At 74.7% G+C, this 16604-nt stretch carries 17 protein-coding genes; 3 read left to right on the forward strand and 14 right to left on the reverse strand.

The genetic code is table 11. The features are described 5' to 3' along the window. Positions 1 to 48: 48 nt before the first annotated feature. Genes ispF through KJP73_RS16675 form a run of 3 tightly spaced genes read right to left on the reverse strand, consistent with a single transcriptional unit; the run spans position 49 to position 1795 of the window. The gene (gene ispF, locus KJP73_RS16665; protein ID WP_213284004.1) at positions 49 to 540 is read right to left on the reverse strand and encodes a 2-C-methyl-D-erythritol 2,4-cyclodiphosphate synthase; all 492 of its coding nucleotides are present in this window, start codon (positions 538 to 540) and stop codon (positions 49 to 51) included. Next, positions 537 to 1274 carry a 2-C-methyl-D-erythritol 4-phosphate cytidylyltransferase gene (gene ispD / locus KJP73_RS16670; RefSeq protein WP_213284005.1) on the reverse strand — a complete coding sequence of 246 codons (738 nt, stop codon included), beginning with the start codon at positions 1272 to 1274 and terminating at the stop codon, positions 537 to 539. The genes ispF and ispD overlap by 4 nt, the downstream gene beginning before the upstream one ends. Before the next feature lie 38 nt (positions 1275 to 1312). Beyond that, entirely contained in the window at positions 1313 to 1795 is a 483-nt protein-coding gene (locus tag KJP73_RS16675) for a CarD family transcriptional regulator (RefSeq protein WP_130780340.1), read from the reverse strand. Between the two features lie 424 nt (positions 1796 to 2219). Between KJP73_RS16675 and KJP73_RS16680 the strand changes: the two genes are divergently transcribed. Further along, a complete protein-coding gene (locus KJP73_RS16680) occupies positions 2220 to 2813 on the forward strand; it encodes a hypothetical protein (protein WP_213284006.1) in 594 nt (197 codons plus the stop codon). A 122-nt stretch (positions 2814 to 2935) separates the two neighbouring features. On the opposite strand, the gene pstB is transcribed toward KJP73_RS16680, so the two are convergent. From pstB to KJP73_RS16710, 6 genes are all read right to left on the reverse strand, one after another. After that, positions 2936 to 3715 carry a phosphate ABC transporter ATP-binding protein PstB gene (pstB, locus tag KJP73_RS16685; RefSeq protein ID WP_213284007.1) on the reverse strand — a complete coding sequence of 260 codons (780 nt, stop codon included), beginning with the start codon at positions 3713 to 3715 and terminating at the stop codon, positions 2936 to 2938. Between the two features lie 49 nt (positions 3716 to 3764). Further along, entirely contained in the window at positions 3765 to 4730 is a 966-nt protein-coding gene (gene pstA / locus KJP73_RS16690) for a phosphate ABC transporter permease PstA (protein WP_213284008.1), read from the reverse strand. A 1-nt stretch (position 4731) separates the two neighbouring features. Then, on the reverse strand, positions 4732 to 5748 hold the full coding sequence (gene pstC / locus KJP73_RS16695) for a phosphate ABC transporter permease subunit PstC (protein WP_213284009.1): 1017 nt from the start codon (positions 5746 to 5748) through the stop codon (positions 4732 to 4734). Positions 5749 to 5874: 126 nt separating this feature from the next. Then, complete coding sequence (pstS, locus tag KJP73_RS16700; protein ID WP_213284010.1) at positions 5875 to 6987, reverse strand: phosphate ABC transporter substrate-binding protein PstS; 1113 nt, start codon at positions 6985 to 6987, stop codon at positions 5875 to 5877. A 168-nt stretch (positions 6988 to 7155) separates the two neighbouring features. Continuing rightward, a complete protein-coding gene (locus KJP73_RS16705; protein ID WP_213284011.1) occupies positions 7156 to 7872 on the reverse strand; it encodes a response regulator transcription factor in 717 nt (238 codons plus the stop codon). Positions 7873 to 7876: 4 nt separating this feature from the next. Continuing rightward, positions 7877 to 9097: a sensor histidine kinase gene (locus KJP73_RS16710; protein WP_213284012.1), complete on the reverse strand. Its 1221-nt coding sequence runs from the start codon at positions 9095 to 9097 to the stop codon at positions 7877 to 7879. 185 nt (positions 9098 to 9282) lie between these two features. Between KJP73_RS16710 and phoU the strand changes: the two genes are divergently transcribed. Continuing rightward, positions 9283 to 9951 carry a phosphate signaling complex protein PhoU gene (gene phoU, locus KJP73_RS16715; RefSeq protein ID WP_213284017.1) on the forward strand — a complete coding sequence of 223 codons (669 nt, stop codon included), beginning with the start codon at positions 9283 to 9285 and terminating at the stop codon, positions 9949 to 9951. Positions 9952 to 10051: 100 nt separating this feature from the next. Here phoU and KJP73_RS16720 read toward each other — a convergent pair whose 3' ends face one another. After that, positions 10052 to 10792 carry a phosphoglyceromutase gene (locus tag KJP73_RS16720; protein WP_213284013.1) on the reverse strand — a complete coding sequence of 247 codons (741 nt, stop codon included), beginning with the start codon at positions 10790 to 10792 and terminating at the stop codon, positions 10052 to 10054. Positions 10793 to 10879: 87 nt separating this feature from the next. Between KJP73_RS16720 and KJP73_RS16725 the strand changes: the two genes are divergently transcribed. Further along, positions 10880 to 11320 (forward strand): nitroreductase family deazaflavin-dependent oxidoreductase, encoded by a 441-nt coding sequence (locus KJP73_RS16725; RefSeq protein ID WP_213284014.1) that lies wholly within the window; start codon positions 10880 to 10882, stop codon positions 11318 to 11320. 16 nt (positions 11321 to 11336) lie between these two features. On the opposite strand, the gene mshA is transcribed toward KJP73_RS16725, so the two are convergent. From mshA to KJP73_RS16745, 4 genes are all read right to left on the reverse strand, one after another. Next, complete coding sequence (mshA, locus tag KJP73_RS16730) at positions 11337 to 12623, reverse strand: D-inositol-3-phosphate glycosyltransferase (RefSeq protein ID WP_213284015.1); 1287 nt, start codon at positions 12621 to 12623, stop codon at positions 11337 to 11339. A gap of 77 nt (positions 12624 to 12700) precedes the next feature. Further along, positions 12701 to 14155 (reverse strand): sugar porter family MFS transporter, encoded by a 1455-nt coding sequence (locus KJP73_RS16735; protein ID WP_283770242.1) that lies wholly within the window; start codon positions 14153 to 14155, stop codon positions 12701 to 12703. After that, positions 14152 to 15210 carry a lactonase family protein gene (locus tag KJP73_RS16740; RefSeq protein ID WP_249669476.1) on the reverse strand — a complete coding sequence of 353 codons (1059 nt, stop codon included), beginning with the start codon at positions 15208 to 15210 and terminating at the stop codon, positions 14152 to 14154. Before KJP73_RS16740 ends, KJP73_RS16735 begins: the two co-directional genes overlap by 4 nt. A gap of 91 nt (positions 15211 to 15301) precedes the next feature. Further along, positions 15302 to 16528, reverse strand: coding sequence for an ROK family protein (locus KJP73_RS16745; protein ID WP_213284016.1), 1227 nt, complete (start codon positions 16526 to 16528; stop codon positions 15302 to 15304). Positions 16529 to 16604: the final 76 nt, after the last annotated feature.

Below are 16604 nucleotides of genomic sequence, written 5' to 3' on the forward strand. Positions count from 1 at the left end.
CGACGGCCCTGGTCGCCCCGCGCGCCTGACCGGGCCGGCGCGGCCCGGTCAGGCGCGCGGGGCGACCAGGGCCGTCGCGATCGCCGCGACGCCCTCGCCGCGGCCGGTGAGGCCCAGGGCGTCGGTCGTCGTGGCCGAGACGGAGACCGGGGCGGCCGCGGCCTCCGAGAGCGCCGCCTCCGCCTCGGCGCGGCGGGGGCCGAGGCGCGGCCGGTTGCCGATCACCTGGACGGCGACGTTCCCGATCTCGTAGCCGGCCTCGCGCACCAGGCGGGCGGCCTCCGCGAGCAGGGCGACCCCGGCGGCGCCGGCCCACTCGGGGCGTGACGTGCCGAACACGGCGCCGAGGTCCCCGATCCCCGCCGCGGACAGCAGCGCGTCGGCGGCGGCGTGCGCGGCGACGTCCGCGTCGGAGTGCCCGGCGAGCGGCCGCTCGGCGGGCCACGCCAGCCCGGCCAGGTGCAGCACGGCGTCGGCGGACGGCTCGGGGTCGTAGGCGTGCACGTCGACGCCGATGCCCGTGCGCGGCAGGCCGGTCACGCGCGCACCGCCGCGCCGTCCGTGCGGGCCAGCAGCTCCGCGACGGCGAGGTCGCGGGTGGTGGTGATCTTCATGGCGGACTCCTCCCCCGGGACGACCCACACCTGCTCGCCCAGTGCCTCGACGAGGGATGCGTCGTCCGTCGCGGCGGTCGCCTCGTCCCCGGCGCGGTGCGCCCCGGCGGCGTGGGCGGCGTCGAGCAGCGCCCGGTCGAACCCCTGCGGCGTCTGGACGGCGCGCATGGCGGCCCGCGGGACCGTCGCGAGCACGGGGGCGGCGCCGTCGACGGCCTCGCCGACCTGCTTGATGGTGTCGGCCACGGGGAGCCCGGGGACGACGGCGCGGTGCCCGGCGCGCACGGCGGCCTCGACGGAGCGGACCAGGGCGGGGCTCGCCAGCGCGCGGGCGGCGTCGTGCACGAGGACGACGTCGACGTCGTCCCCCAGCGCCGCCAGCCCGGCGGCGACGGACGCCTGCCGCGAGGCCGCGCCCTCGACGATGGTGACCGGGATGCCGATGCCCGGGCGCACCGGGCCGCCGAGCAGCGCCCGGAACCCGCCCGCGCGGCCCGGGGGCACGGTCACGACCACGGACAGCACGACGCCCGACGCAGCGAGGCGTCGGGCGGCGTGCACGACCAGCGGGACCCCCGCCAGCTCGACCAGCGCCTTGGGCCCGGGCAGCCCGAGCCTCGTGCCGCTGCCGGCGGCGGTGAGGACGGCGGCGGTGGGCACGCGGGTGCGGTGCGGTCGGGGCGCTCAGGCGCGGGTCGTCAGGAGGCCAGCACCTCGTCGAGGATGGCCTCGGCCTTGTCCTCCTCGGTGTGCTCGGCGAGCGCGAGCTCCGACACGAGGATCTGCCGCGCCTTGGCGAGCATGCGCTTCTCCCCCGCGGACAGGCCGCGGTCGGCGTCCCGGCGGGACAGGTCGCGCACGACCTCGGCGACCTTGATCACGTCGCCGGAGGCGAGCTTCTCGAGGTTGGCCTTGTAGCGGCGCGACCAGTTGGTCGGCTCCTCCGTGTACGGGGCGCGCAGCACCTCGAACACGCGGTCGAGGCCCTCCTGGCCCACGACGTCACGCACACCCACGAGGTCGACGTTCTCCGCCGGCACCTCGATGGTCAGGTCACCCTGGGCGACCTTCAGCTTGAGGTAGATCTTGTCCTCGCCGCGGATGGTCCTGGTCTTGATCTCCTCGATCAACGCTGCACCGTGGTGCGGGTAGACAACCGTCTCCCCAACAGTGAAAGTCATCTGCAGGTGTCCCCTTTCGCGGAACCCCAGTCTACCACGCGGCAACGGGGAGACTTTGTGCAGATGAACCGCGTTTGCGCAGGTCAGAGCGCTGCGGGCCACGTCAGCCATCCGACACGCCGCGCGCGAGAGGTGTCCCGCGCGCCGACCGTGGCTAGTCTCCGACGGGGGCCTTCCGCGGCCCGCGGCCCGCCCGCCGGGCCATCCCGCCGACGCCCACCGGGCCGCTGACCTGCAGCATCGCCCGTGCACCGGCCGGCCGCCCGCCGCCGGGGCGTCCCTCCCGCGGCCCCCGGCGTGCCGGGCCGTGCGCAGCCCGCCCCCGCACACGTAGGCTCGGTTCCACGCGCCCCCGCGCGTACCCGCACGTCCCGCGCACCGTCGCGCGCGCCATTCGCACGCAGAACGCACCGAGGAGCTCACCGTGGCCCGCAGCCGCCGCACGTCCGCCCGCCCCGTCGCCGTCGGCGCCGTCGCCGTCCTGGCCGCGGTCCTGTCCGGCTGCTCCGCCACGAACCCGATCACCACCGAGGTCGCGTACTCCGCCTCCGACGGCGTGCGCGCGTCCCTGGGCGACCTGACGGCCGAGAACCTGCTGCTGGTCGCCGCCGCGGCGGACGAGCCGGGTGCGCTGCAGGGCGCGCTGTCGAACCGCGGCGACGAGGCCCTGACCGTCGAGCTCGCCACGGAGTCGTCGACGGAGCGGATTCGCGTCGACTCCGGCGAGACGCTGCTGCTCGGCGGCACGGAGGGCGAGGACGTCCTGCTCGAGACCCCGGAGGGCCCCGGGGCCACCACCGAGATGACGCTCACCACCGACGCGGGCGGCACGGTCTCCGTCCAGGTGCCCGTGCTCGACGGCACGCTGCCCGAGTACGCGGACCTGGTCCCCGAGGAGGTCACCCCGACGTCGACCCCCGGCGCCGAGCCGACCGAGCCGACCGTCAGCGGGACGACGGAGCCCGGCACGACCACCGAGACCGCCGAGGCCGAGCAGCCCGGCGGCTCGGAGGGCTGACCGCTCGCCCTGCGGCACGCGGAGCAGCGCGCGGCACCTCCCAGCAGCACAGCGGGCCCCGTCCACCCGGACGGGGCCCGCTGTCGTCGCTGCCCGGGCGACACGCCCCCGGGGATCCCGGCTCAGCCGAAGCGGCCCGAGATGTAGTCCTCCGTGGCCTGCTCGCGCGGCGAGGAGAACATCGTCGCGGTGTCGTCGATCTCGATCAGCCGGCCGGGCTGGCCGGTGCCGGCGATGTTGAAGAACGCCGTCTTCTCGGAGACGCGCGCCGCCTGCTGCATGTTGTGCGTGACGATCACGATCGTGTACTGCGACTTCAGCTCGGCGATCAGGTCCTCGATGGCGAGGGTCGAGATCGGGTCGAGCGCGGAGCAGGGCTCGTCCATGAGCAGCACCTGCGGCTTCACCGCGATGGCGCGCGCGATGCACAGTCGCTGCTGCTGGCCGCCGGACAGGCCGGAGCCGGGCCGGTCGAGGCGGTCCTTGACCTCGTTCCACAGGTTGGCGCCCTGCAGCGACTGCTCGACCAGGTCGTTCGCGTCGCCCTTGGAGATCTTCCGGTTGTTCAGCCGGATCCCCGCGAGCACGTTCTCGGCGATCGACATCGTCGGGAACGGGTTCGGGCGCTGGAACACCATGCCGACCTGGCGGCGCACGGCGACCGGGTCGATCTCCTGGCCGTAGAGGTCGACGCCCTCGACGGCGACGGTGCCCTCGACGCGGGCGCCGGGGATCACCTCGTGCATGCGGTTGAGGGTGCGCAGGAAGGTCGACTTCCCGCAGCCCGACGGGCCGATGAACGCGGTCACGGACCGCGGCTCGATGGCCATGTTCACGTCGGCCACGGCACGGAAGCTGCCGTAGAAGATGTTGAGGTCCTTGACGTCGATGCGCTGTGCCATCTCGGTCGTCTCCTTGGGTTCTGGCGGGGAGGGGAGGTGGGGCTGCGGTTCAGCGGATCTTCGGGGCGAAGAGCCGGCTGACGAGGCGGCCGATGAGGTTCAGCACCATCACGATGAGGAACAGCGTGAGGGCGGCCGCCCAGGCCCGCTGGACGTTGATGTCGGGGATGCAGGCGGCGTCGCCCTCGGCGCACGGGACCAGACCCTGAGCGTACTGCCGGTACACGTACACCGGGAGGGTCATCATGCGGCCGTCGAACAGGTTGAAGTTGATCGAGTCGACCACGCCGACGGTGAGCAGCAGCGGGGCCGTCTCGCCGATCACGCGGGCGATGGCGAGCATCACGCCGGTGGTGAGACCGGCGACCGAGGTCCGCAGGACCACCTTGATGATGGTCAGCCAGCGGGGCACGCCGAGCGCCAGCGACGCCTCGCGGAGCTCGTTCGGGACCAGGCGGAGCATCTCCTCGCTGGACCGGATGACCACGGGGATCATCAGCACGGAGAGCGCCACCGAGCCGATCGCGCCGAACTTCGCGCCCGGGCCGAGCAGGAGGGCGAACAGCGCGTAGGCGAACAGGCCCGCGACGATCGACGGGATGCCGGTCATGACGTCCACGAGGAACGTGATGACCTTCGCGAGGGTCTTGCCGCCGCCGTACTCCACCAGGTAGATCGCGGCGAGCAGGCCGATCGGCACCGAGATGAGCGTCGCGAAGAGCGTGATCTCCAGCGTGCCGACGATGGCGTGGTAGATGCCGCCGGCGTCCATGCCGCCGAAGACGCCGCGCATGGAGTTCAGGAGGAAGTAGGCGTCGAGCCGGCCGATGCCCTTGGACACGACGGTGTACGTGAGCGACAGCAGCGGCAGCATCGCGACGACGAACGCGGCGGTGATGAGCACCCGCATCGTGATGTCCGTGCGCCGCCGGCGGCGGTCGTTGCCCTGGAGCAGCTCGCGCAGGTTCGGCGAGCCGGTCTCGGCGGGCTTCGGGGCGGGGGTCGTGGTGGTCATGTCAGTTGGCCCCCGAGAAGTCCTTGCGCCGCGCGACGATCGCGCGGGCGGCCATGTTCACGGCCAGGGTGATGACGAACAGCGCGAGGCCGGTGGCGATCAGCGTGGCGACGCCCGTCTGGTTCGCCTCGGGGAACTGCGCGGCGATGTTCGCGGCGATGGTCTGCTGCTGACCGGCGACCAGGAGCTGGAAGGAGTAGAGGAACCCGGGCGACAGGATCATCAGCACGGCCATGGTCTCGCCGAGCGCGCGGCCGAGGCCCAGCATCGCGGCGGAGACGATGCCCGACCGGGCGAACGGCAGCACGGCCATCCGCACCATCTCCCACTGCGTGGCGCCGAGGGCCAGCGCGGCCTCCTCGTGCAGGCGCGGGGTCTGCAGGAACACCTCGCGGCAGATGGCGGTGATGATCGGCAGGATCATGACGGCCAGGACCACGGCGACGGTCATCATCACGCGGCCCGTCGGCGACACCGTGCCGCTGAAGAACGGGAGCCAGCCGAGCCAGCGGCCGAGCGCCTCCCAGACCGGCTGCACCATCGGGCTCAGCACCAGACCGCCCCAGAGGCCGTAGACGACCGACGGGATGGCGGCGAGCAGGTCGACCACGTAGCCGAGGGCGTTCGCGAGGCGGCGCGGCGCGTAGTGCGAGATGAACAGCGCGATCCCGATGGCGATCGGCGTGGCGATCAGCAGCGAGACGGCCGCGGCGAGCAGCGTGCCGAAGATGAGCGGGCCGACGAACCCGAGCAGGGTCGTGCCCTCCGGGAACCAGCTGATCCGCTCGGCGAGGAACTCGGGGTCCGCGGTCAGGGCCGGCCAGGCACGCTGAACGAGGAAGATCGCGACGGCGGCGAGGATCACGAGGATCAGCACGCCGGCCCCGGTCGAGACCCAGCGGAACACGCGGCTGCCGCCGCGGTCGCCGTGGCCGGACCGCAGGCGCTTCGCGGTGGCGCCGGCGGGGACCGCCGCCGGGTCGGTGGACCCCGTGGTCCGGGGCTGGGTGCTGGTCACGCTGTCTCCAGGGGGAGGGGGAGGATCCAGGGGCCTTCGCGCCGACGGCCGGCCCACCCGCGGGTGGACCGGCCAGCGGACCGGGCGAGGACCGGCGGCCGGGTCACGGCCGCCGGTCCACCCGGGTCAGGACGCCAGCTCGATCGCGTCGATCGAGGCCTGGACGTCGGTGCGCAGCGTGTCGGAGATCGGCGCGGCGCCCGCAGCGGACTCCGCGGCCGCCTGGCCCTCGGCGCTGGCGACGTAGGTCGCGAACGCCTTGACCAGGTCGACGTCCTCCTGGGTGTCGTACGCCTGGCACAGGACCAGGTAGGAGGCGAGGATCAGCGGGTAGGCGCCGGCCTCGGTCGTGGTGCGGTCGATGTCGATGACGATGTCACCCTCCTCGCGCGCCTCGTCGCGGGGCGAGACGTCGAGCGCGGCGGCCGCGGCCTCCTCGGTCGGGGCGACGAACTCCTCGCCGACGCCGATCGAGACCTTGCCGAGCTCGCCGGCCTTGGACGCGTCGGCGTAGCCGATGGTGCCGGTGCCGCCCTGGACCGCCTGGACCAGGCCGGAGGTGCCCTGGCCGGACTCGCCGCCCTCGATCGGCCAGTCGCCGGACGGCTCGGCCGTCCAGGCGCCCTCGGACGCCGCGGAGAGGTACTCGGTGAAGTTCTCCGTCGTGCCCGACTCGTCGGAGCGGTGCACCGGGGTGATCGCGGTGGCCGGCAGCTCGGCGTCCGGGTTGGCCTCGGCGATCGCCGGGTCGTTCCAGGTCGTGATGGTGCCGTTGAAGATGTTCGCGATCGTCGCGGCCGAGAGGTTCAGCGTGTCGACGCCCTCGAGGTTGAAGATCACCGCGATCGGGGACACGTAGACGGGCAGGTCGACCGCGTTCGCACCGAAGCAGCGCTCCTGGGCCTGGGTCAGCTCCTCCTCGTCGAGCGCGGCGTCCGAGCCCGCGAACTTGACGGAGCCGTCGAGGAACGCCGTGCGGCCACCGCCGGACCCGACCGGGTCGTACGACACGGTGACGTCGGGGTTCGCGCTCTGGAACCCGGCACGCCAGGCCTCCATCGCCGACTCCTGCGACGAGGCGCCCGAGCCGACGAGCTCGCCGCTCAGGGAGCTCTCCGAGCCGCCGTCCGAGGACTCGGAGGTGGAGCCGGTGGGGTTGTCCGAACCACATGCCGTGAGGGAGAGGGCGACGACGCCGGCAAGGGCGAGGGCACCCGTACGACCGCGGTTGAGCTTCACGTTGTTCCGTCCTGTCGTGACGCGGCGCGCACCCGTCTGTGCGCGACCTGCCGCCGACGGTAAGGAGCGGAGGTGACGAGCCCCATGTCCCCGGGTGAACCCCAGGTGAACGACCGGACAATCCTGCGGGCGCGCGGCGTGGCGCCGCTCACCCCCGGGCCGGCCGGGTCAGGCGGTCTCGTCGTCGAGCAGCTTGTAGCCGAGGCCGCGGACCGTCACGAGCAGCGTCGGGTTGCCCGGGTCCGGCTCGATCTTGGCGCGCACCCGCTTGACGTGCACGTCGAGCGTCTTGGTGTCCCCCACGTAGTCCGTGCCCCACACCCGGTCGATGAGCTGGCCGCGGGTCAGCACCCGGCCGGCGTTGCGCAGCAGCAGCTCGAGCAGCTCGAACTCCTTCAGCGGGAACGCCACCGGCTCGTCGTCCACCGTCACGGTGTGCCGCTCGACGTCCATCCGGACGGGTCCGGCGACGAGGATGCCGTCGTCCTCGGGCTCCTCCTCCGGCGCTGCGGCCGCCGCGGGCGCCTGGCGGCGGCGGAGCACCGCACGGACCCGGGCGAGCAGCTCCCGCGAGGAGTACGGCTTGGTCACGTAGTCGTCGGCCCCGAGCTCCAGGCCGACCACCTTGTCGATCTCGCCGTCCTTGGCGGTCAGCATGATCACCGGGACGTCGCTGCGCTGGCGGATCTGCCGGCAGACCTCCGTGCCCGACAGGCCGGGCAGCATGAGGTCGAGCAGCACCAGGTCCGCGCCGTGCTCGTCGAACGCGGTGAGCGCGTCCGGGCCGGTCGCGGCGGTCGTGACCTCGAAGCCCTCACGGCCCAGCAGGTACGCCAGGGGGTCGCGGTAGGACTCCTCGTCCTCGACGAGCAGGATGCGGGTCACGGGGTCAGTCCTCCGGGGTGGTCAGGTCGGCGCGGGGCTCGGAGCCCGGCACGGTCAGGGGCTGGGGCCGGTCGAGCGGCAGGGGGACGGGCACGGGCCCGGCGGCGGCGGGCAGGCGGACGGTGAAGGTCGACCCGCGGCCGGGCTGCGACCACACCTGCACGTCGCCGCCGTGGTCCGCGGCGACGTGCTTGACGATCGACAGGCCGAGGCCGGTGCCACCGGTGTCGCGGCTGCGCGCGGGGTCGACCCGGTAGAACCGCTCGAACACGCGGTCCTGCTCGTCGGCCGGGATGCCGATCCCCTGGTCGACCACGGCGATCTCCACCAGGCCCTCGCGGGTACGCACCCCGACGCCGACGTGCGTGCCGTCCGGCGAGTAGGCCACCGCGTTGTCCAGCAGGTTCCGCACGGCCTGGACGAGCATCGCGTGGTCCCCGAACACCTGGGCACCGGCCTCGCCGCCGACGTCGAAGCTCATGCCCTTCGCGGCCGCACCGGTCTGCGCCCGGTCCACCGCCTCGGCGACGACCGCGTCCACGTCGACGACGACGATGTCCTTCAGCGCGCCGGCCACCTGCAGGCGGGACAGCTCGAGGATCTCCTGCACCAGCGCGGACAGGCGCTGCGACTCGTTGACCATCCGCCCCGCGAACCGGCGCACCGCGACGGGGTCGTCCGCGGCGTCCTGCACGGTCTCGGCGAGCAGCGACAGGGCGCCGACCGGGGTCTTCAGCTCGTGGGACACGTTCACCACGAAGTCGCGCCGGATCGCCTCCAGCCGGCGGGCCTGCGTCCGGTCCTCCGCCAGCACCAGCAGCAGCCCCGGGCCGACCTGCGCGACGCGCACCTGCAGCATGATCGTGCCCGGCCCGAGGGGGCCGCGGGGCAGCTCGAGCTCCTCGTCCCGGATCACGCCGGTGCGCCGCACGTCGGCGATGAGGTCGCGGATCGCCGCGTGCCCGATCGCCCCGTCGCGGACCACGCCGAACGCGTACGCCGGCGGGCTCGCCCGCACCACGTGCTCGTCGTCGTCCAGCACCACCGCCGCGGACCGCAGCACCGCGAGCACGCGCACGAGGCCGTCGTCGAGCTCGGGCGCCGGCCGCTCGGGCACCGTGTGCAGCGCCCGGTCGCTGAACCGGAACGCCAGCGTGGCACCGATGCCGGTGACCAGACCGAGCGCACCGGCGAGCAGCACCACGAGACCGTTCAGACCCTCCACGCGGTCAGCGTACGGTCGTCGTGGGCGTGCACCGGTCCGCGACCCCGCCGCGACCCGCACCGGCGCCGAGTGTTCACCGCCGTTCACCTCCGGGCGGGGTCCCGTTCACCGGACCGTTCACCTGCGCGTGCGACCGTGGCCCGCAGGAGCGACACTGCGCACACGTGCGCCCACGAGAGGAAGCCATGCGGGAGATCTTCGAGGCCGAGCTCAAGCAGCTCGGCGACGACCTGGTGGCGATGAGCCGCCGGGTCGAGCACGCGATCACGGCGGCCGGAGAGGCTCTGCTGCACCAGGACCTGGCGCTGGCGGAGTCCGTCATCGCCGACGACCTGGCCATCGACGCGCTCGAGCGCGACCTGGACGAGCGGTGCGTCCTGCTGCTCGCCCAGCAGCAGCCCGTCGCCACCGACCTGCGCGTCGTGGTCTCGGCCCTGCGGATGAGCGCCACGCTCGAGCGCATGGGCGACCTCGCCCGGCACGTCGCCCAGGTCGCGCGCGGCCGGTACCCCCGCGCCGCCGTCGACCCGGCGCTCACCGGCGTCTTCACCGAGATGAACGAGGCCGCCCGCCGCGTCGCACAGCGCACCACGCAGGTGCTGACCACGCACGACCTGGCCGAGGCCGAGGGCATCGAGCGCGACGACGACCTGCTGGACTCGCTGCACGAGGAGACGTTCCGCGTGCTGCTCAGCCCCGCCTGGTCGGGCACCGCCCAGCAGACGATCGACGTCACGCTGCTCGGCCGGTACTACGAGCGGTTCGGCGACCACGCCGTGTCGGTCGCCCGCCGCATCGTGTACCTGGTCACCGGCGAGTTCGCGGGCGACCGCGACCCGGCCGGCACGCGCTGAGGCCTGCTCCGCACGGAGGCGTGCTCGCACGCAGCACGCGTCCTGACGCACGAAGGGCCCGGTCCGACGCGGACCGGGCCCTTCGTCGCGTGCGGGAGCGTCAGCGACCCTGGTTCGCCACCGCGGCGATGGCCTCCGCGGCCGCCTCCGGGTCCAGGTACGTGCCGCCCTTGGTCACGGGCTTCAGCGTCTCCTCGTCCAGCTCGTACACCAGCGGGATGCCGGTCGGGACGTTGATGCCGGCGATCGTGGCGTCGTCGACGTCGTCGAGGTACTTGATGATCGCGCGGATCGAGTTGCCGTGGGCCGCCACGAGGGTGGTCTTCCCGGCCTGGAGGTCCGGCACGATGTCGGAGTTCCAGTACGGCAGGGCGCGGTCGAGCACCTGCTTGAGGGCCTCGGCGCGCGGGATCGGCTCACCGGCGTAGCGGGCGTCCGTGTCCTGCGAGAACTCCGAGCCCAGCTCGATGTCCGGCGGCGGGACGTCGTAGGAGCGGCGCCAGAGCATGAACTGCTCCTCGCCGTACTCCTGCAGCGTCTGCTTCTTGTCCTTGCCCTGCAGGGCGCCGTAGTGGCGCTCGTTCAGGCGCCACGACCGCTTGACCGGGATCCACAGGCGGTCGGCGGCGTCCAGCGCGTAGTTCGCGGTGGTGATCGCGCGGCGCAGCAGCGAGGTGTGGACGACGTCCGGGAGCACGCCCGCGTCGGTCAGCAGGGTGCCGCCGCGCTTGGCCTCCGCGACGCCCTTCTCGGACAGCGCGACGTCGACCCAGCCGGTGAACAGGTTCTTGGCGTTCCATTCGCTCTCGCCGTGGCGGAGCAGAACGAGGGTGTAGGTCATGGCCCCATCCTGCCGCACCCGCGCGGCCGGCGTCGGGGGACGTTCGGCCCGCGGAACAGCGGCGCCGGTCGTCGCGTTGCGCGGGGTATGCCGATCACCGGGGAGTACGAGCCGTCCACCAGCGAGTGGAGCCGCCAGCAGGTCGAGCGCATCGAGAGCTCGGGCGGGACGAAGGGCACCACGCTGCGGGGCATGCCCGTCGTCGTGGTCACGATGCTGGGGGCGAAGTCCGGCAAGGTCCGGAAGATCCCCGTCATGCGCGTCGAGCACGAGGGCGTCTACGCGGTCGTCGCCTCCCTGGGCGGCGCCCCGAAGAACCCCGTCTGGTACCACAACCTGCTGGCGCACCCGCTGGTCGAGCTGCAGGACGGCCCGGCGAAGGCCGACTACCGGGTGCGCGAGGTGCACGGCGCCGAGCGCGACCTGTGGTGGGAGCGGTCGGTGGCGGCGTACCCGGACTACGCGGTCTACCAGACGAAGACCGACCGGGTGATCCCGGTGCTGGTGCTGGAGCCCGTCGCCGGCTGAGGGCGACCGGCCGCGGTCAGGCGCGGTGCTCGGTGGCGAGCGCGTAGACCTTGAGCACCTGCTCGGCGGTCGCGTCCCAGCCGTACTGCTCGGCGACCCGCCGGGCGTTCGCCCGCCACGGGCCCCGCGCCGCCGGGTCGGTGAGCGTCGCGGCGATCGCGTCCGCCCACACCGCCGGGTCGTGCCCGCGGACCTGCCGGCCCGACACCCCGTCCTGGACGACGGAGCGGAGCCCGCCGACGGCCGACGCGACGACGGGGGTGCCGGCGGCCTGCGCCTCGACGGCCACGAGCCCGAACGACTCGCTGCGCGAGGGCATCGCCACCAGGTCCGCGGCGGCGAACCAGCGGGCCAGGTCGGGGCGGGAGACCGGGGGCCGGAACAGCACGTCGTCGGTCACGCCGCAGGTCTCGGCGAGCGCCCGGAGCTCCCGCAGCGCGCTCGGGCGCCCGCTCGGCCCGCCGAGCACGACGAGCAGCGGCACCGGGCGCCCCGACGCGCGCAGCACCCCGAGCGCGCGCACCAGCACGTCCGGGGCCTTCAGCGGCTGGATGCGCCCGGCGAACAGCACGACGTCCCGGTCGGCCGGCAGCCCCAGGGCGGCCCGCACCGCGGCGCGGTCCGCGCGCGGCCGGAAGACGCTGAGGTCGACGCCCGGGGCCACGACGTGCACCCGCTCCGGGTCGGCGTCGTACATGCCGACGAGGTCCTGGGCCTCCTCGCCGGTGCTGGCGACCAGGGCGTCGGCGGCCGCGACCACCTGCTCCTCGCCGATGACGCGGGTCGCGGGCTCGGGGCTGTCCCCCGGCGCGAGCGCGGCGTTCTTCACCCGCGCCATGGTGTGCATGGTGTGCACCAGCGGCACGTCCCAGCGCTCGGCGGCGAGCCAGCCGACCTGGCCGGACAGCCAGTAGTGCGAGTGGACGACGTCGAACCACCCGGCGGGCCGGGTCGCTCCGAGCCGCAGCACGCCCGCGGTCACCGCGCACAGCTGCGCGGGCAGGTCGTTCTTGTCGAGCCCCTCGTACGGCCCGGCGAGCACGTGGTGCACCCGCACGCGGTCGTCTCCCGGGTCCAGGTCCACGGTCTCGGGCAGCGCGGACGCGGTGGCGCGCGTGAAGATCTCCACGGCGGCGCCCCGGCGCGCGAGTGCCCGGGAGAGCTCGGCGACGTAGACGTTCATGCCCCCGGCGTCCCCCGTGCCCGGCTGGTCCAGCGGGGAGGTGTGCACGGACAGCATGGCGATGCGCTGCGGCTCGTGCGGCACGACGGCTCCTGCGGACGACGGGATGGGCGTGTCCATTGTCGACCATCTGGCAGGTGTCGCAGCGCGGGCGCCCACCTACCCGCCGCGGCGCACCGTGGCGGCACCCGCCCGCGTCAGGCGGCGGCGCCCCGGAAGTCCTGCTCCAGCTGCTCCAGCGACCGGTCCCGCGTCTCCGGCAGGACGAACCGCACGAACAGCCACGACAGCACGTTGACCCCGGCGAACAGCAGGAACGTGCCGTTGACGCCGATCCCCGCCACGACCGTCGGGAAGAACCCGCTGATGACGGCGTTCGCGATCCAGTTCCAGAACACGCACAGCCCGATGGCGAACCCGCGCACCCGCAGCGGGAACAGCTCGGCCAGGATCACCCAGCACACCAGGCCGACCGACGACTGGTTGAACCCGACGAACAGCACCAGGAACGCGGTGACGGCCACCGAGCGGGTGGTGCCCTCGGGCAGCGCCGCGGAGCACAGCGCGATCATCAGGTGGGAGAAGATGATGCCCGTCAGGCCCACCAGCAGCAGGTGGCGCCGGGTGACCCGGTTGATCAGCCGGAGGCCGATGAGCATGCCCAGCACCGAGAACACGCCGTTCAGCACGTTGGCGACCAGCGCCACGTCGCCGCTGAACCCCGACTCCCGGAGCAGCTGGGTGCCGTAGTACATGACGGCGTTGATGCCGCCGAGCTGGTTGACGACCGCGACGCCGACCCCGACGAGCACCAGCCGGCGCACCCACGCCACCCGCAGGTCCCGCCAGCCGGCGCGCCGCGACTCGACCGCCTGCTCCTGACGGACGAGGTCGCGCACCTCCCGCAGCTCCGCGGCCGCGCGTCCGTGGTCGCGCACCTGGCGCAGCACCGCGAGCGCCTCGTCGTCGCGTCCGCGCGTGACGAGCCAGCGCGGGGACTCGGGCATCCGCAGCATCCCGACGAACAGGGCGACCGCGGGCACGGCCTGCACCGCGAGCATGTACCGCCACACCCCGGGGTGGTCGCCCCACACGGTGCCGATCACGGCGTTGATGACGAACGCCGCGAGCTGGCCGACGACGATCGCGATCTCGTTGCGCCCGGTGATCGCGCCCCGGCGCTCGGTGGGGGCCAGCTCGGCGAGGTACACCGGGACCGTCACCGACGCGCCGCCGACGGCCGCGCCCAGCACGAACCGCATCGGCAGCATGACCTCGAACGACGGCGCGAGGACGCTGCCGACCGCCCCGAGGAAGAACACCACCGCGAGCCACACGAGCACGCGGCGCCGGCCGATCCGGTCCGCGAGCCGGCCCGTCGCCAGCGCGCCCAGCGCCGCGCCGACCAGCAGGCTGCTGGTGACCAGCCCCTCGGTCGCGGGGGTGAGCCCGAGGTCCGCGACCATCGGGTCGAGGGCGCCGTTGATGACCCCCGTGTCGTAGCCGAAGAGCAGGCCGCCGAACGTCGCGACCACGGTGATGACGTCGAGCCGGCGCAGGTGCGGGCCGGGCAGCAGGGGCGGCAGGGCGCGCGCGGCGGCGCCCGGGGCGGTGGCCGTGCCGGGAGCGGCGGGCAGGTCGGGGACGGTCACGCCGGCACCACGCACGCCGGGGCCGGCAGCGCCACGCGGGACACGACGGCGCCGTCCCGGAGCACGGTGAGGCTGTCGCCCACCTGGTCGGCGACGACGGTCCAGCCCTCGACGACCGCGAAGTGCCGCGGCCACGCACCGGGCAGCGACACCTGGCCGGCGGGCGCGAGGGTGCCGTCCGGGGCCGGCGCGAACGTCGCCAGGACGTCGGTGCCGCGGGTGGCGACCAGCACGCGGTCACCGGCGCGCTCGACGTGGGACGGCAGCGCCCGCCGGCCCGGACCGGCGCCGTCCTCCGCCGCCGGCACGTGCTGCACGACCCGGCCGGTGGCGCGCTCGACGTCCCACGCGAGCACGGCCACGGTGACGTCGAGCTCGCACGTCACGTACGCGATGCGGCCGTCCGCGGAGAACGCGAGGTGCCGCGGGCCTGCGCCCGGGCGCAGGGTCGCGGCGATGCCGTCCTCGCTCAGCAGGCCCGTCCCCGGGTCGCGGCGGTAGCGGCGGATCTCGTCGGTGCCGAGGTCCACGACGAGCACGTGCGACCCGCCGGGGGCGAGCGCGACGAAGTGGGCGTGCGGGGCCTCCTGGCGGTCGGCGACCGGGCCGGAGCCCTCGTGGCCGAGCACCTGCAGCGGGGCGTCGCCGTCGAGGCCGCCGTCCGGGGTCCGCGCGAGGACCGCGAGGGTGCCGGACGAGTAGTTCGCGACGTACGCCACGCGGCCGGACGGGTCGAGCAGCACGTGGCACGGGTCGGCGCCGCCGCTCGGCACGGAGCCGAGCGGGGTCAGGGTCGCGTGGCCGTCGGCCGTGCCGGTCCGGAAGGCCGTCACGGTGCCGTCGGCCTCCTCGCCGACGGCGAGCAGCACACCCGCCTGCCGGTCGACCGCGAGGAACGAGGGGGCCGGGGTCGTCACGACCAGCTCGGGCTCGCCCAGGCGGCCGCCGTCGGTCTCGAGGGCGACCCGCCAGACGCCCTCGCCCAGGCCGGCGGGGGTCCCCGCGCCGGCCGAGGGGTACGTGCCGATCCACAGGTCGCGCAGGTGCTCCGTCACGGCGAGGACTGTACGCAACGCCCCCGACAGGCGGCGACCGGGTTCACCCCGGGCCGCTCGACGCGCCCCGCGTCGCGGGGAGGCGCCGGGCTCAGGCGTCGGCCGGGACGCCCAGCCACGCGGCCGGGTCGTCGGCCACCGCACGCAGCACGACCACCGCCGCGCCGGTCATCGCCGCGTGCGCGCCGCCCGCCGCGACCCCGACCCGCGCGTCCTCCCACGCGGACGCGAGCACCCGGGACCGCAGCTGCGCGACGACCGCGTCCGTCAGCCAGGGCGCGAGCGGGGCGTAGATGCCGCCGAGCACGATGGTCTCGACGTCGACGAGGTTGACGAAGTTCGCCAGCGCCACGCCGAGCGCCTCCCCCGCCGACCGCAGCGCCCGGGCGGCGCGCTCGTCCCCGGCGGACGCGGCCGCGATCAGCGCGTCGACGGGCTCCTCGACGTCCCGCCCCGCCGCGCGCAGCAGGGCGTCCTTGCCGGCGTACTGCTCCAGGCAGCCCCGGGCGCCGCACGTGCAGCGGGGTCCCTGCTGGTCGACGACCGTGTGCCCGAGCTCCCCGCTCCAGCCGTGCCGCCCGGCGAACACCTCGCCGTCCAGGACGATCGCCGCACCGATGCCGACCTCGCCGCTGACGTACAGGAAGCTCTGGCCGGCGGCCCCGGCGCGGGCCTCGGCGCGGGCGGCGAGGTTGGCCTCGTTGGCGAGCCGGACCGACAGGCCCTCGATCTCGGGGCGCGCCGCCAGCAGCGCGACGACGTCGACGTCCCGCCAGCCGAGGTTCGGCGCCAGCCGCAGGGGGCCGGTGACCCGGTCCACCAGGCCGGGCAGCGCGAGGCACATCCCGGCCAGCCGGGTGTCCGCGGGCAGCTCGGCGCGCACCTCCCCCACCAGCCGGGCGAGCAGGGCCAGCACCCGCGCGGGGTCGCTGTGCCGGAAGTCGCCGGCGGTCGTGCGGCTCGCCAGCACCTCCCCCGCCAGGTCGAGCGCCTGCACGCCCACGTAGTCGACGTTGACCTCCGCGCCGAGCCCGGCGACCGTCCCGGCCGCGGGGACGAGCGGCACCGCGGGGCGGCCGGCGCGCGCGGTGACGACCGGCGGCAGCTCGGCGACCAGGCGGGCGCCGATCAGCAGGTCCACCAGCGAGGACACCGACCCGCGGGTGAGCCCGGTGGCGGTCGCGACGTCGGCGCGGGACGGCGGCGGGGTGCCCGTGGCGGCGGTCGCCGCGGCGGCGTCGAGCACGTGCCGGAGCACCAGGGCGAGGTTGTGCTCGCGCAGCGACCCCTGCCGCGCCGCGACCCGGCGGCGGCCCACCGCGCCGGCCCGCGAGGGCGTCGGCGGGGGGGGGGGGGCCCGGCTCCTCTACACATCTCCCGGCCCACGAGACGCG

Origin of the sequence: Cellulomonas hominis, assembly GCF_901521055.1 — a bacterium.
Classification (GTDB): Bacteria; Actinomycetota; Actinomycetes; order Actinomycetales; family Cellulomonadaceae; genus Cellulomonas; species Cellulomonas endometrii.

What these genes read in the sequence shown, in the direction of transcription:
- KJP73_RS16675 (WP_130780340.1), bottom strand. Translation starts at nt 1,795, where the DNA reads ATGACTTTCACTGTTGGGGAGACGGTTGTCTACCCGCACCACGGTGCA.
- pstB (WP_213284007.1), bottom strand. Translation starts at nt 3,715, where the DNA reads ATGGCACAGCGCATCGACGTCAAGGACCTCAACATCTTCTACGGCAGC.
- pstA (WP_213284008.1), bottom strand. Translation starts at nt 4,730, where the DNA reads ATGACCACCACGACCCCCGCCCCGAAGCCCGCCGAGACCGGCTCGCCG.
- phoU (WP_213284017.1), top strand. Translation starts at nt 9,283, where the DNA reads ATGCGGGAGATCTTCGAGGCCGAGCTCAAGCAGCTCGGCGACGACCTG.
- KJP73_RS16720 (WP_213284013.1), bottom strand. Translation starts at nt 10,792, where the DNA reads ATGACCTACACCCTCGTTCTGCTCCGCCACGGCGAGAGCGAATGGAAC.
- KJP73_RS16725 (WP_213284014.1), top strand. Translation starts at nt 10,880, where the DNA reads ATGCCGATCACCGGGGAGTACGAGCCGTCCACCAGCGAGTGGAGCCGC.
- mshA (WP_213284015.1), bottom strand. Translation starts at nt 12,623, where the DNA reads ATGGACACGCCCATCCCGTCGTCCGCAGGAGCCGTCGTGCCGCACGAG.